The 15301-nt window shown below is 55.7% G+C and carries 13 protein-coding genes; 7 read left to right on the top strand and 6 right to left on the bottom strand.

Features of this window, described 5'->3' with window-relative positions; all coding sequences use genetic code 11:
* Positions 1-18: 18 nt before the first annotated feature.
* From GM415_RS12435 to GM415_RS12410, 6 genes are all read right to left on the bottom strand, one after another.
* Positions 19-1653, bottom strand: coding sequence for a glutamate synthase-related protein (locus GM415_RS12435; RefSeq protein ID WP_158948651.1), 1635 nt, complete (start codon positions 1651-1653; stop codon positions 19-21).
* Positions 1617-2753 carry a class II glutamine amidotransferase domain-containing protein gene (locus tag GM415_RS12430; RefSeq protein WP_158948649.1) on the bottom strand — a complete coding sequence of 379 codons (1137 nt, stop codon included), beginning with the start codon at positions 2751-2753 and terminating at the stop codon, positions 1617-1619. The genes GM415_RS12435 and GM415_RS12430 overlap by 37 nt, the downstream gene beginning before the upstream one ends.
* 447 nt (positions 2754-3200) lie before the next feature.
* A complete protein-coding gene (locus GM415_RS12425) occupies positions 3201-3602 on the bottom strand; it encodes a type II toxin-antitoxin system HicB family antitoxin (protein ID WP_158948647.1) in 402 nt (133 codons plus the stop codon).
* A 52-nt stretch (positions 3603-3654) separates the two neighbouring features.
* The gene (mltA, locus tag GM415_RS12420) at positions 3655-4830 is read right to left on the bottom strand and encodes a murein transglycosylase A (protein ID WP_242012238.1); all 1176 of its coding nucleotides are present in this window, start codon (positions 4828-4830) and stop codon (positions 3655-3657) included.
* Positions 4831-4904: 74 nt separating this feature from the next.
* The gene (locus tag GM415_RS12415) at positions 4905-6011 is read right to left on the bottom strand and encodes an AI-2E family transporter (RefSeq protein WP_158948643.1); all 1107 of its coding nucleotides are present in this window, start codon (positions 6009-6011) and stop codon (positions 4905-4907) included.
* Positions 6012-6074: 63 nt separating this feature from the next.
* Positions 6075-7643, bottom strand: coding sequence for a hybrid sensor histidine kinase/response regulator (locus GM415_RS12410; RefSeq protein WP_158948641.1), 1569 nt, complete (start codon positions 7641-7643; stop codon positions 6075-6077).
* 435 nt (positions 7644-8078) lie between these two features.
* Between GM415_RS12410 and GM415_RS12405 the strand changes: the two genes are divergently transcribed.
* The 7 genes from GM415_RS12405 (at position 8079) to GM415_RS12375 (ending at position 15299) form a co-directional block, all read left to right on the top strand.
* Positions 8079-8903 carry a transporter substrate-binding domain-containing protein gene (locus GM415_RS12405; protein WP_158948639.1) on the top strand — a complete coding sequence of 275 codons (825 nt, stop codon included), beginning with the start codon at positions 8079-8081 and terminating at the stop codon, positions 8901-8903.
* A 78-nt stretch (positions 8904-8981) separates the two neighbouring features.
* Entirely contained in the window at positions 8982-9992 is a 1011-nt protein-coding gene (locus tag GM415_RS12400; RefSeq protein ID WP_158948637.1) for an amino acid ABC transporter permease, read from the top strand.
* Position 9993: 1 nt separating this feature from the next.
* On the top strand, positions 9994-10725 hold the full coding sequence (locus tag GM415_RS12395) for an amino acid ABC transporter ATP-binding protein (RefSeq protein ID WP_158948635.1): 732 nt from the start codon (positions 9994-9996) through the stop codon (positions 10723-10725).
* A gap of 168 nt (positions 10726-10893) precedes the next feature.
* Positions 10894-12384 carry an ArnT family glycosyltransferase gene (locus tag GM415_RS12390; protein ID WP_158948633.1) on the top strand — a complete coding sequence of 497 codons (1491 nt, stop codon included), beginning with the start codon at positions 10894-10896 and terminating at the stop codon, positions 12382-12384.
* Between the two features lie 7 nt (positions 12385-12391).
* Positions 12392-13078, top strand: a complete 687-nt coding sequence (locus tag GM415_RS12385) for a GNAT family N-acetyltransferase (RefSeq protein WP_158948631.1) — start codon at positions 12392-12394, stop codon at positions 13076-13078.
* Positions 13079-13137: 59 nt separating this feature from the next.
* The gene (locus GM415_RS12380) at positions 13138-14169 is read left to right on the top strand and encodes an NAD-dependent epimerase/dehydratase family protein (protein ID WP_158948629.1); all 1032 of its coding nucleotides are present in this window, start codon (positions 13138-13140) and stop codon (positions 14167-14169) included.
* Entirely contained in the window at positions 14169-15299 is a 1131-nt protein-coding gene (locus GM415_RS12375; protein ID WP_158948627.1) for a DegT/DnrJ/EryC1/StrS family aminotransferase, read from the top strand. Before GM415_RS12380 ends, GM415_RS12375 begins: the two co-directional genes overlap by 1 nt.
* The last annotated feature ends 2 nt before the right edge of the window (positions 15300-15301 follow it).

Raw genomic sequence — 15301 nt, 5'->3', positions numbered from 1 at the left:
TACTCCAGAAGCTTCGAGTTATATCACGTACTTGATGTCAAGACGGTCAGCCACGTGCTTGTCGCTGACGCCCAGGGCGTCGGACATGCCGATGGGCAGCGAAGTGGAGCGGCCCAACGGCGCAATGACCTTGCGCAGTTCCGTGTCGAAGCTCAGGTAGAAATCGACCACGCGCTCGGCGACCTTTTCCGGGTCGAGGCGACGGTAGATTCTCGGGTCCTGGGAGGTGATGCCCTTGGGACAGACACCGATGTTGCACACGTTGCAGCGATCCTTTTCGCTGCCGAGGCAACCGGCGCCGGCCTGCATCACGTACTTGCCGACCTGGACCATGGAGGCGCCGAGCATGATCAGCGCAGCGGCGTTGGCGGCCAGGTTGCCGTTCTTGCCGATGCCGCCGCCCGCGATGAGCGGGATCTCGTTCTGCGCGCCGGAGACGCACAGCGCCTTGTAGCAGTCACGCAGGTTGGAGGCGATGGGATGGCCCATGTGGTTCATGGACACATTGTACGCCGCGCCCGTGCCGCCATCCTCGCCGTCGATGGCCAGGCCTGCGGCGTACGGATTGCGCACGAGGTTGTTGAGCACCGCCAGAGAGGTCGAGGAAGCGGAGATCTTCGGGTAGACAGGCACACGGAATCCCCAGGCCATGGACATGGACTGGATCATCTTGGCCACGGCCTCCTCGATGGAGTACTTGGTCTGGTGGGTGGGCGGGCTGGGCAGGGAAACGCCCTGGGGCACGCCGCGGATGGCTGCGATGAGCTTGTTCACCTTGTACCACATGAGCAAGCCGCCGTCGCCGGGCTTGGCGCCCTGGCCGTACTTGATCTCGATGGCGCAGGGGTCGACCTTCATCTCGGGAATGGCGTGAATGATTTCATCCCAGCCAAAGTACCCGGACGCGATCTGGAGGATGACGTACTTGAGGAAGCGGGAACGCAACAGGCGCGGGGGGCAACCGCCCTCACCCGTGCACATGCGCACCGGCATGTTCAATTCCTCGTTGAGATACGCCACGCCCATCTGGAGACCTTCCCACATGTTCGGGGAAAGCGCGCCAAAAGACATGGAGCCGATGACCAGCGGATAAATCTCGCGGACCGGCGGCTTCCAGCCGTTCTCGTTGAAACACTTGATTTCGTTCTCGGGCGAAAGCACGCGCCCGAGCAACGTCCGCACATCGAACTCATGACGCCCGGCGTCCAGGGCCGGGTCGGTGAGCATGGAGATGCGGATGAACTTGAGCTGATCCAGCAGGGATTCGCCGCTGTTCCGGCGTCCGCCACGGGTCCGGGACTGGCCACCGCGGTTGTTCTGGAACTGGAGCGTGGTCGAATGTTCCTGGCGAACCGGCTCGATGGCGTTGTTGGGACAGACCATGTTGCACATGGCGCAGCCGATACAGGCGTAGGCCGGGTCCGTGCGCTGACGGATGCCGTAGAAGGTGGAGAACTCGTTCACAGGCTTGGCGTTCAAGCCCATGGACGTCTTTATCTCCCGCTTGCGGAAGACGCCGAGCTCGATGGCGTTGACCGGACAGACAGAGGTGCACCGCCCGCACTTGGTGCAGGTCTGGATGTCCCACTTGACCTGCCAGGGCAAGTCCTTGCGGCTTAGCGTTGAAGGAGTAATGGGTCTTTCTGAGAGCATTTGACAACCTCCCGGCAATCGGGTCCTACGATGGCCGTATCGAGATGCATAGGTTGGAAATCTTGACTTTTGTCACGATCGGGAATGGCAGCATTCAGTCCGCATATCTCCGAGGAGAATGCGTACATGCCGAGCTCGGGATTGCCGCCGACCACGCCTGGGCGCAGCTTCTTGCGGTCCTGAGCCATGAACATGGTTCCGTTCTCCAGGCAACCGATCACGCAGTTGGGGCCGTCGATGATCAGCTTGCGGCAGGCCTTCTTCAGGCTGGAGAGGAATTCCCGGTCCTGGTGGTCCTTCATCTCATCGTCATTCATAGGGGTGATGACGTGCTTGTAGGCGGAGATGTCGAGCCCCAGCTTCTTGGTGGTGAAGTGAGCGATGTGGGTGAACACCTCGGAATCCGACTGGTAGCCCTGGTATCCGGTGACACCACGGGACTGGAGGTATTCCTTGATAGGTATGAAGGCGGTGTTCTCGCCGTTGGTCATGGTGCCGATACCCTCGATGAAGAAGGGGTGGCAGGCGTAGAGATTAATGGCGTAGTTGGTGTTCTGCCTGCCCTGGGCCAGAATGTGGCGGGCATGAATCTCTTCGCGTCCCAACTGGAGGTACTCTCCGATGGCCATGGGGTCGCCCACTTCCTTAATCATGATGGTATCAGGCCAGAAGGAAAAAACCATGATGTCGCCGGTCTGCTCACCCTCGGCCCGGAGTTCCAGGCGAGTCTTCACCAGCCGCTCACCGAGGTCGTCCTTGTCCAGGTCCTTCCATTCGGGAGGCAATTCATAGGCAATGGACGCGTAGGTGCCACGCTTGGGAGTGCCCACCGGCGGTTCGGTGTCCGGCTTGAACATGACGGAATACTTGGAACTGAAGCCCTTCTCCGTCATGTATTCGGAAAGACGCCGTAGACCGGCGTCGGTGAAAATGCCCGAGAGGACAGGATACTCTTTCAGGTCTTCAAAGGGGCCGCCAAGACCGCTGAGGTACAACCCGACACCCGATCCGTCATGCCCTTCCTTCATTACATTGAGGGCGTCGATGGCGAGCATGGGTGAAACCGGGTCGCGGCTTGTGAGCGCAAATAAACGACACATTGTTTCAAGTCACTCCACAGTTAGAAGTTAATCGGCGGCCGGAACCTTTTGCGACATTGTTGCGAAAAACGTCGAACAACCTTCGATGTCACAGCGGATATCCCTGGCGCGCGTTCCTTCCCGGGCAGGAAATCCCTCGCATTCTCATTCGTTTTGACGAATGATCGCCTTGAAGACGAGGCTCCCTCCACACATTATTCACATTTTTGCAATCAGCAGGGAAACATTCCCGCCAGAACAGCCGCATATGTACTGTGTAGCCCGGCAGATGAACGTAGACTAAAACCCCGATGGCCGCAACCCTGTAGGCACTCTATTTGTTTACAAATTTGTAATTTGAGCTATTTTCCCAGAAAGAAAGAGAAAAAAAAGGATTTGAGCGTAACGATTTGCCCGGCGACTTAAAAAGCCGCCGGCGCGCAGAAGAAAGATACAAAAAAGTGGATTCTACTCGGAAAAGACGTCGTTCCGGATAGCCTCACGCGAGGCCACGGCAAAAAAATCCGCCGGAGACACACCATAGAGGGTACAGTACTTCTCAATTCGCGAAAGCAGATGGGCGTGCATGGTCACTTCGAACTCTTCGAAGTCCGACCCGTCACCCTGCACGGCTATGTTGATGGCCTTACTCTCGTTGTTCTCCGGAAGCGCCAACAGGGATTTCTTGGGGGTGGGGTCGGGTAATGTCCCGCCATTTTCCAAAAAATACTCGAGGTATAGGGCCAGGGCTTCATGCGCCTGATCAACGGCCTCATCCAGGTCCTCGCCAAAAGTAGTGCATTCCGGGAAATCCGGAAAGGTCACTCCATACCCTTTCTTTTCCTTATGGAAGAGCGCGACATATTGCATTGCTGTCCTCTTGATTTCGATATGGCCGAACAATTGTCGGCAACGGAACGGCTTATCCTTTGTTTAGCGCGGGTTCCATGACCCGGCGGCTGACCAGCAGAAAGACCTCGGAATCCTCCTGCAGGTGCCCGGCCAGCAACTCCGCCTTTTCTCCGGAGCCGCAAAACAGGTCCATTCGCGTCCCCTGGATGGCCCCGCCCGTGTCCTGGGCAAGCACCAGGGAAAGAAAGTCCTCGGCGTCCCCTCTCCCGGAATCCTGAAGAGCGGTCTTGAGTACGCAGACACCACCCAGCGGAATCATGTTCCTGTCGACGGCCACGCTCAACCGGGGAGTAAGGATGGAGCCCATGGCCCCGTACGGCCCCTTATCCGACAGCCTGAAGAAAACGTAGCTCGGATTGCGGAACATCAGTTCCCTGGCCTTTTCCGGGTTGGCATCGAGGAACTGCCTGATGCGCTGCATGGACATCTCGTCACGGGGCACATACCCCTTCTTGATCAATACCTTGCCCAGCGAGACATACCGGCGGCCATTTCGCCCGCCATACAGGATGTGCTTGACCCTTCCATCCGGCAGGACCAGACGTCCGGACCCTTGAATCTGGAGAAAAAACACGTCCACCGGGTCCTTGGCCCAGGCGATCTCGCTGCCTTCGCCATCCAGGGCGCCCTCCCCGTCTATGGCTTCCCGGTCATGATACGGCTTGATGCCCTTCTCACCCATCCTATAGACGAGCGACTGCCCCTTCCATCGGCGGTGAAACGCGCCCAGGTCGATGACCCGCAGGTCGTCGGGCACGCCATAGAGCGGATACTGGAACGGCCCCTGACGCGTCAGGGAAGCCTCCAGCCACGGCTCGTAGTACCCAGTCAGGAGAGTCCCCGGCGCCACCTTGAGCCACTGGAACCGTTCGCCGACCAGCTCCGGCTCGCCTTCGAGCCGAGGCAGCAACGCCAGCAGTTCCGCCACGCTGTCTCCGAGCTGCCCCCAGGTGAGGGTCAGTCCGGGACGACGAACGCAGACAGCATTCTCGGGGCGGTCAAGGATATATCCAAGACTGTCCTCAAGGCCGGGCTTCATGGCCTCCCATGACTCAAGGCCCTGAGAACCAAACGAAAGGTCCTCAGAGAGAATCTCGGCCTTTTCCTCGGATATGGGAACATAGGAAGGGACGGCTTTGGCAGGGGCCGGAGCAGGCGTCGGGTCCACCGGCGGCGAAACGGTCATGCCTCCCGAACAGCCAAAAAGACAGGAAAAAGCGATCAACAGGACAACTATCGACAAAGACGGCCGTAGCGGCATTATCCGGTTTCCTCCTTGTTATTCAAATCGTCGGCATATTCTTCCATATATATATGCAGCATGACCATGACGAAGCTGAGAATCAACGGCCCGTAAAAAATGCCGAGCATACCGAAGGAATACACACCGCCCAGGATGGCGAGAAAGATGTAGAAGGTCGAAACCCGCGAGGCCTCCTTCATGAATATGGGCCGCAGCACGGTGTCTATGCCCACCACGAAGATACCGCACCACAGGGCCAGAAACAAGGCCGTCTTCCAGTCCCCCATGAGGAAGAGATAGGCCACGGCCGGAACCCAGACCAGGCCGGTGCCAACCACGGGAATAAGCGAGGCCAGCGCCATCATCGCCCCCCAGAAGAAGGCGGGGATGCCCGCCACGCCCAACCCGATGCCGCCGGCGATACCTTGCAGCACGGCCACCAGCAGGCAGCCCATGAGGACACCTCGCGCCACCCGCTTGAGCGAATCGATGATGTAATCCTCCTGCCTCGGACGCAACGGCGACAGATGCTTGAGATACTCCACCATCTTGCTGCCGTCGCGCAGGAAATAAAAGAGGATGAAGACCATGAGCAGGAAGTGGAGGACCAGCTTGGCGGCATTGCGCACCAGGGAGGACCCGGCCGCGAGCATGGCCTGGGCGAATTCCTTTGAATACTGGATGATGCTGCCTTGAATATCGAGCTCATTCAGGCGTAGAAATGGGAGCTCCTTATGCAGCCACTCCAAGTACTTGTCGAGCACGTGCAGATTGCCGACCGGGTCCGGATTGGCATGCAGGACCCAAGTATTGAGGGCCGCCAGGGACTCCACCCCCTGGCTGATGAGCGCGATGATCAGAAAGGTCATGGGCAGCAGCAGGCAAAAGACGATGATGGCCACGGTCATGGCCGAGGCTGCAGCCCGGTGTCCATTGGCCACCCCCAGCGCCCAGTTGTACACCGGTGCGAAGAGCACGGCCAGCACGGTGGAAAAGATCAGGGTATGAACAAAGGGCTCGATGAGGGAGAAACCGAGATAAAGGGAGAACATCAGAAGGACTACGAAAAAGACCTTGTAGATGCCTCCGGGCAGCAGCGAGGGGGGACCGTTTATATCGCTCATGTAACGTATCGACTCCGTGCTTTGATCAGTATTCCCCGAACGATGCCACGTCAATGACACAAATCACGGATTCCGCCCGAGGATGGAAAGGATCATGCTGGCGACGGTATCTATTTCCACCGGCTTGGGCACGTAATCGTCCATGCCCGCGTTCAGGCAGCGCTGCTCGTCGGCCCACATGGCGTGTGCCGTGAGCGCAATGATGGGAATGTCGGGATTGCGGCAACCTGACTGCGGATCGCGAATGAGGCGCGTGGCCTCTATGCCGTTGAGCACCGGCATCTCCACATCCATCAGCACGGCGTGGAATTCGTCCTGGCGGAGCGCATCCACGGCCTGCGCGCCATCCTCGGCCAGGGTGACGGACGCCCCCATCTTCTCCAGCAGCCGCATAATGTAACGCTGGTTGATAAGATCGTCCTCTGCTACCAGGACGCGCACGCCGTCGAGCTTGCGCTCCTTGACAGGACAGGTCCCGGCCTTGCCCTGCGGTTCGTAACGACTGGCCTTCAGGGGAATGACGAAGGAGAAGGTGCTCCCGCGCCCGGTCTCGCTCTCGCACGACACGTTCCCCCCCAGCAGCGTGAGCAACCGCTGGACGATGGCCAGCCCCAGTCCCAACGCGCCGCTGGTGTGGCTCAGATGGTCCTCTGCCAGGGTGAAGGAATCGAACATGGCCTCCAACTTTTCCTCAGGAATCCCGATGCCAGTGTCTAGAACCCGAACCTCAACGGCGAATTCTCCCATCGATCCCACAGGCAGAGCCCCAAGGGATGCAGGATGAATTTCCACGTCCACCCTACCCTTTTCAGTGAATTTCACCGCATTATTGAGCAGGTTGCCAAGGACCTGCCGAATTTTGCCTGAATCGCCGCAGACCCATCCGGGGATGTCCGGCGATATGGTGTATCCCAACTCCACCCCCTTGGCCTCAGCGGTTTTCTCGTACTGGGAAATAAGGCCGGTCGCCAGATCCTCCAAGCGGAAATCGAGTTCCCGGAGCTTGAGTGCGGAGGTTTCGAGCTTGGAATAATCGATGATCTTGTTCAGCACCGACAGCAGGGACATGGCCGATTCCCTGATGAGCTGTACGTTTTCCCTGTAGGGAGGCCCCAGGTCGGATAAAAGCAACAGTTCCGCCATGCCCAGCACGCCATTCATGGGAGTCCGCAGTTCATGACTGATGGTCCCCAGGAAAGACGTCTTGGCCCGGCTGGCAGCTTCGGCGGCCTCCTTGGCGCGCTTGAGTTCCCGTTCCATCTGGTGCTTATACAACCCCACCTCGATGGCGGACTTGAGTTCCTTGTGATCCACGGGCTTAAGCAGATAGCCGAAAGGGCCCGAGGCTTTGGCCCAGCGCAGGGTCTCCTCGTCGGCGTAGACAGTGAGAAAAATGACGGGAAGATCCTGGTGGCGGGAGATTTCCTGTGCGGCCTCGACCCCGTCCATATCCCCTTCAAGACGAATGTCCATGAGCACCAGGTCCGGACGCAGCGAGTCCGCCATCTCTATGGCCTCGCAGCCGGAAGCAGCCATGCCGGCAACCTCGTATCCGGCCCTTTCCAGCGCCGTCTGGATGTCCAGACGGGCGAGAGGATCGTCTTCCACCACAAGAATTCGTTCCGAATGCATGGCAACCCCTGTTTCACATAAGAAAACTTCACTCGTAAAAGCTTGTCCAATCCCTACCACACCTTGAAGAGGAGAGTAAGTGCATTACATTTCAAATTGATTCATTTTTCCTTTTTTACGCGACATATCGAATGTCGTAGAATTTTGATCAAAACGCACAATACTGAAACAATCGTTTGAGAATTTTATACGAAAAAATAACAAAAAAACAGAATTACAGACATCCTTAACCTTTTTGTCAAAGCCAGAGAAAGGCGGCCCCCTCCTTGTCTTTTCCCCGGCATCAGGCTATGGAAAAATGTCGCGCGGTATTCGGTTATCCGCTATTCCGCGCAACGGAGTCTGGAATCCACGATTCGGCGTCCACGGTTTACCCGGACCGAAGCCGTCGAACGGAGGCATATCAACACAACCACGTTCCATTTGGAGGAAAGGATGAAACGTATCATTACCATTCTGGCCATGCTGTCCCTGCTTCTGTGCGCAGCCGTGTCCGCCAACGCGGCAGACATCGAACTCGCAAAAGCTTCCACCCTCGAAAAAATCGTCCAGTCCGGCACGCTCCGCGTTGGCCTCGAAGCCGGTTACATGCCGTTCGAGATGACCGACAAGAAAGGCAACGTCGTCGGCTTCGATGTCGACATGGTCAAGGAAATGGCCAAGGCCATGGGCGTGAAGCTGGAACTCGTCAACACCGCCTGGGACGGCATCATCCCCGGCCTCCTTTCCAACAAGTACGACCTGATCGCCTCCGGCATGACCGTCAACCAGGAGCGCAACCTGAAGGTCAACTTCGCCGATCCCTACATCATCGTCGGCCAGACCGCGCTGATCTCCAAGCAGTCCGCTGACAAGATCACCTCCTGGAAGGACCTGAACGATCCCAAGTACACCATCACCTCCAAGCTGGGCACCACCGGCGAACAGGCCGCCAAGCGCCTCTTCCCCAAGGCCACCTACAAGTCCTTCGAGATGGAAGACCAGGCCATGCTGGAAACCATGAACGGCAAGTCCGACGCCACCGTCTACGACCTGCCCATGACCTCCATCTTCTATGCTCAGCACGGCAAGGCCGCCGGCATGAAGTTCCTGAACAAGCCCTTCACCTACGAGCCCCTGGGCTGGGCCATCAACAAGGGTGACCCGGACTTCCTGAACTGGCTCAACAACTTCCTGCGCCAGATGAAGAACGACGGCCGCTACGACCGCATCTACAACAAGTGGTTCGGTTCCGATCAGTGGTACAAGGACATCCAGTAGCATAGCTATTCCCAACCGGGGGCTGCCGAAAGGCGGTCCCCGGCCCTTTTTTTCGCATCAACACAACAGAGCATTTGCATGACCAACAAGGAAAAAGTCGAGTCCGCTGGCGGGTTCGACAAAAATACTTTTTGGAAGGCGGTTTACGTCGTCCTGCTGGTCGGGAGCTGTCTCGGATTCTACTGGGCCACAACTCAGACTGACTACATCTGGCGATGGAACCGGCTCCCGCGTTATTTCTATTATACGGAACACGTCGAGGTGAGATCGGAGATCGAGGGCGAGATCTCCTCCATCACCAAGAAAGGTGAAGACTCCGTCGTTATCGTCAAGAGCGACACCGACTCGGAATACTACACCGTCCCCGGCTCCGACCTTACGGTCACCGAAGGCGACTTCGTTTATATGGGCGACCCGCTGGGCGGTTATGACGAAGGCCGGATGGGGCTGCTCCTTGAGGGTCTCATCGTAACCGTAGAAGTCAGTATGGTGTCCATCGTGCTGGGTGTTCTGCTCGGCCTTTTCACAGGCCTGGCAAGGATATCCACCAATCCGTGTCTTAAATGGTCCGCCATCACCTACATCGAACTCATCCGCGGCACCCCGCTCCTGGTCCAGATCATGATCTGGTACTTCGTGCTGGGGACGATCATCAACAACCTGCTGCTCAAGATGGGATTGTTCCAGATACCGGAACTCTGGTTCGGCGTAGCCTCTCTGGCCATTTTCGCCGGAGCCTACGTGGCCGAAATCGTCCGCGCCGGCATCCAGTCCATCCACAAAGGGCAAATGGAGGCGGCGCGTTCCCTGGGCATGACCAAGACCAAGGCCATGGCCAAAATCATCCTGCCCCAGGCTTTCAAACGCATTCTGCCACCCCTGGCCGGACAGTTCATCTCGCTGATCAAGGACTCCTCTCTGCTCGGCGTCATCGCCATTCGGGAGTTGACCAAGGCCACGCGCGAGGCCGTGACCACCAGCCTCATGCCCTACGAACTCTGGTTCCTGTGCGGCATCATGTACCTGGTGCTCACCTTCGCCCTGTCCATGTTTGTCCAATACCTCGAAAAGCGGACTGCGGAGGCCTAAGATGATCGATGTTAAGAACGTATACAAAACATTCTTCGTGCCCCATGAGGTCCAGGCCCTGCATGACGTGTCCTACCACGTTGATCCCGGTGAGGTGGTCGTGGTCATCGGCCCCTCGGGCTCGGGCAAGTCTACCTTCCTGCGCTGCCTGAACCGTCTGGAACACGCCAACTCCGGCCACATCATGATCGACGGGGTGGACATCCTCGACCCCAAGACCGACATCAACAAGGTCCGCATGGAAGTGGGTATGGTCTTCCAGTCCTTCAATCTGTTCCCGCACCTCACCGTGCTGGAGAACGTCACCGTGGGCCAGATCTCGGTGCGCAAGCGCGGCAAGAAGGAATCCTCGGAAAAGGCCATGACCCTATTAAACAAGGTCGGCATCCACGCCAAAGCGGACAACTACCCGGGCCAACTATCCGGCGGCCAGCAGCAGCGCGTGGCGATTGCCCGCGCCCTGGCCATGGACCCCAAGGTCATGCTCTTCGACGAGCCGACCTCGGCCCTGGACCCGGAGATGGTCGGCGAAGTCCTGGACGTCATGAAAACCCTTGCCAAGGAAGGCATGACCATGGTGGTCGTGACCCACGAAATGGGCTTCGCCCGCGAAGTGGCCGACCAGGTCGTGTTCATGGATGAAGGCAAGATCGTCGAAGTGGGCACCCCTGAGCACTTCTTCACCGACCCGCAGAACGACCGCACCAAGCTCTTCCTGAGCCAGATCTTGTAATTAAAGACTTATCGGAGCGCGCCACGGGATTCTCCGTGGCGCGCTTTTTTATTTTTTGGCACTTTCATTGTTCAACTTAACTCAGTATGCTGCTCGTCGCGAACAAAGACCCCGGAGCCACGTTCTCCCGACTTGACGAACAAACAGTGTCTCTATTAGGAATTCTCCATGCCCAAGACGGCCCTGATTCCCCACAAAAATCGGACAATACTGCTGCTCTTTATACTCAGCGTGGCAGTTAGGATAATAACCGCAGAGTACGTCGACATCGGCGGTGACAATTGCATGCGATGGGACTTTGCCAGCTCACTCCAATACGGCATTGAAAACCTTCAATGGTCCCATCACACAGCCAGGTTAATAATCACGATGCCCCTATGGGGACTTCTGGAATTATTCGGCAACAAGCCAGCCCTGTATTACGTTCTGCCGATTTTGTCGGCTTCCGTGGGCTCCGTGTTCATGTATCTCATCGGAGCCCAACTCAAGAACGAACGATTTGGCATAATCGTCGCCATCACGACTATTCTCTTTCCACAGTTGACGCAGTCGGGAAGTCAACTCTGGCCCAGCATTTTCCAGTTTACCTTTCTGGCAATAGCCATATGGGCAATCCTTGCATGGCATGAAAGGAAAAACACCGGCTACATCCTCATGGCAGCCTGTGCCTTTTATCTCATATGGAGTGCCCGACTCACCGCTGTATACGTCTTTCCGGGATTGGCGCTGTTAATTTTTCTTCCATCCCGCAAAGTCAAACCACTCATCCTGTTTGCTGTTTCCGTTGGGGTTCTTTGCCTTTTGGAATGGGCCTTCTTCTGGTGGGACACGGGAAACGTGATGGGGCGGATAGGGGTAGTCACACAAACAGCCATCGCTAGGCACGAAAGCCTTTCAATAACAGACTACCTGCTGCGTTTTATTGAATTCAAAAAACTGCGAGGCCTGATTCCGGTACTCATCCTGACTATCATTTCCGCAATTGCGACTCTGAAAACTCAAGATCAGCGTTGGAAGGCGATTTCCATTCTCTACCTTGGATATGTATTTCTACTGGTCTACATGGTTGCTGGGGTAAACCCGATTAAGCCAGCCACGTGGCCCTCATCACGCTACTGGATGACAGCTGCCCCCTTCGGCCTCATGCTCCTCTGCAATTCTCTTTTCGAATTGCGGTTCCGCTTCCCTAGACTGGCAACCTCTCTTTTCATCATTCTGTTTATCGCATTCGCAGGATTCTCAGCCAAAAAGATCCAAAGCACCAATGCCATAGTTCAAGTGACAAAAAACGAACAAGTCGTTGCTCCACTGCTCGCATCTAAAACTCCGATCATTCTGGAATGGAAGCCATGGAACCCCAATTATATTGAAGGGTTATTCTACACTCTGTTCAATGTCGAGATCAAACCTAAAGGCATCAGGGAAGATCACATCAAGATGGCTATGAAACGAGAGAAGAATCGTCTTGTCTGGCTTTTTTTGCATGACAAAACACAGATTGCATCCTACCTAGACGGAGAATTGATCAGAATCGACAAGCTCAAATGCCTTTATGTTCCCCCTGGAGGCGACAGCACAAGTCCTCCTGGCGCAACAATTCATTTTGACAGAAAAAACTCCTACGCTCAAAAATTACTGCCAACCGGCAAGGATAGTTAAAGTCTCGATGAACGCATACCTCGAAGATCCCTGGCTTACAGCCCACATTCACTGCCAAGCCTATAGACTTGATCCTGAAATCCGGTACGACGAGAGGACTCTCTCTCCGGTACCACCGAACGCTCGTTTTGTGTTCGGGAAAATTGCATCATCCGACATTGAGGGCGCCAATGCCCTGCTGGCCAACGGATTTCAATTCATTAATACACAGGTCACGCTTCAAAAAGAGCAGGCGACCCAGGGCGAGACTTACGCGAACATCAGAAGTGCCGTTGCTGAAGACAAGAACAGGATTTGGGATATAGCGTTAAAATCATACAGCTATGACCGTTTCCATCTGGACGAAAAGCTCCGGCCTTATGCGGACGAACTCAACGCATCATGGGCTACCAATTATTTCAGTGGCAACAGGGGAACCGACATGCTGGTCTGGGAAAGCCAGGGCACGATTGCCGGCTTCCTGCTGCTCATTGTCGAAGATGGAGTCTTCGACATTGACCTCGTTGCCGTGGATACTCCTTTCAAAAGGCAAGGGATTGCCAGGAAACTCATTCTTGCAGCTGAACAAAAGTACAGCGATTGCAATCTGTTCTCCGTCATTACCCAAATGGAGAACGTACCGGCCACACGAATGTACAGCAAGCTAGGGTACACCATTTCCAGCTTGGACATGGTGTTCCACAGGAATATCTAACGGAAATATTCCAGCAACTGGAAGCATCGAATAGCAACTATATCAAACAGTAGGTGACTATGAGTACGATTTTAATCACCGGCGCAGGCGGATATATCGGCACGACCCTTACAGACCTTCTTCTGGAAAACGGTCACAAGGTTATCGGGTTGGACCGATATTTTTTCGGTCAAGCACTGCTGGGTGAAACCCTCGATCATCCCAACTTCACCCTTGTCAAAGGTGATGTAAGGTCTTGTGAAAAAGAATTATTCAAAGGCGTCGATGCCGTATGTGATCTAGCGGCTCTATCCAACGACCCGTCCGGAGATCTCGATGGGCAGTTGACCACCTCCATTAACTTCGAGGGCCGTAGCAGAATCGCACAGAAAGCCAAAGAGGCGGGGGTCCGGCGCTATGTCCTGGCCAGCTCCTGCAGTGTCTATGGTGCGGGAACGGGCATCGCCAGCACGGAAGAGACGTCGCCCAAGCCGTTGACCACGTATGCCGAGTGCAACATAAAAGCGGAAAATGCGGCATTCGCTCTTTCCGATGACGACTTCTGCGTCTCTGCTCTTCGCCTCGCCACGGTGTACGGCCTCTCCAAGAGAATGAGATTCGACCTGGCGGTCAACATCATGACCTACCATGCGTTCGCAAACAATGAAGTCCAGATAACGGGCGGTGGCGAACAATGGCGGCCGTTCGTCCATGTCAGGGACGTCGCTCGCGCTTTCATGACGGTTCTTGAGACTGACACGGGTACTGTCAACGGGGAGATCTTCAATGTTGGCGGGAATGAACACAATTATCAGATATCGACCCTTGCCTACATCATCCGGGAAGTCCTGCCGTTCCCTGTTGCTGTCAACCATGTCTTGAGCGACCCGGACCGACGAGATTACAATGTCCAGTTTAGCAAGATAAACAAGGTGTTGGGCTTTGAACCGCAATACGCGCCGGTTGACGGGGCTCAGGAAATCTATGAAGCCCTGAAGATGAACAAGGTTCGTTTTGACGACAAATCAGTAACCGTCAAATGGTACAAGTATCTTATTGAAGCTGATCGGGTCATTTCCGAAGTCAAACTCGATGGGAGGCTATTAAAATAATGAAAGTCGAATTTTATCGCCATAATATCGGCCAGGAAGAAATAGAAGCCATAACAGAGACTCTTCAGTCCGTATTTCTGACAACAGGGCCAAAAACCCGCCAATTCGAGGCTGATTTCGCAGCATACCTCGGCGCCGAGCATTGTCTGGGCACGACGAGCTGCACCATCTCCCTTTTCCTCGCTCTTCAGGCACTCGGAATCGGTCCGGGAGATGAAGTAATTGTTCCGGCAATGACTTTTATCGCTACGGCCAACGCCGTGGAGCACTGCGGCGCCACCCCGGTCTTTGTCGATTCAGAACCACTGACCGGCAACATGGATGCGGCCTTGGTGGAAGTAGCTATCACCGAAAACACGAAGGCGATCATCCCCGTGCACCTGTACGGACAAATGGCCGACATGAAGGCCATCGCCGCCATAGCAAATCGCCACGGGCTCGACGTCATCGAAGATTGTGCCCACTGCGTCGAAGGACAGCGGGATGGGTATAAACCCGGCGAGCTTTCCACTGCTGCGTGTTTCAGCTTCTACGCCACGAAGAACATTACCTGTGGCGAGGGTGGCGCCATTGTCACCAACGACTCTGACCTCGCAGATAAAATGACCGCTCTCCGTCTGCATGGCATGAGCAAGTCTGCTGCTGATCGCTACACGGCCAAATACCAGCATTGGGACATGCCGGTTCTGGGATGGAAGGCGAATATGTTCGATATTCAGGCTGCATTGCTCATCCATCAATTGAAAATCATCGAGGACCGCCTCCAACGAAAGGAACACATCTGCAGCAGATATGAAAGCGCCTTTTCAGAAGCGGGAGTGGAATTCCCCGCTGTGCTCGATAATACGAAACACGCCAGACACCTCTTCACCGTATGGGCTCCACTCGGCAAGCGGGACGATATGCTGTCCATGCTGCAGGAACGAGAAATCGGGGTGGCCGTCAACTTCAGGGCGATCCATCTTCTTGATTTCTACAAGCAAAAATACGGCTGTCAGCCAGGCATGCTCCCTGTTGCCGAAAGAATCGGTGACCGCACCTTGACCATCCCCATGTACGCACGAATGACAGACGACCAAATAGAATATGTCATCAAGAGCGTGATAGAAATAAACAACGAGCTTAAATAATA

Source organism: Pseudodesulfovibrio cashew, from assembly GCF_009762795.1.
In the GTDB taxonomy this organism is placed as follows: domain Bacteria; phylum Desulfobacterota; class Desulfovibrionia; order Desulfovibrionales; family Desulfovibrionaceae; genus Pseudodesulfovibrio; species Pseudodesulfovibrio cashew.
This window is presented reverse-complemented; position numbering and strand designations above follow the sequence as displayed.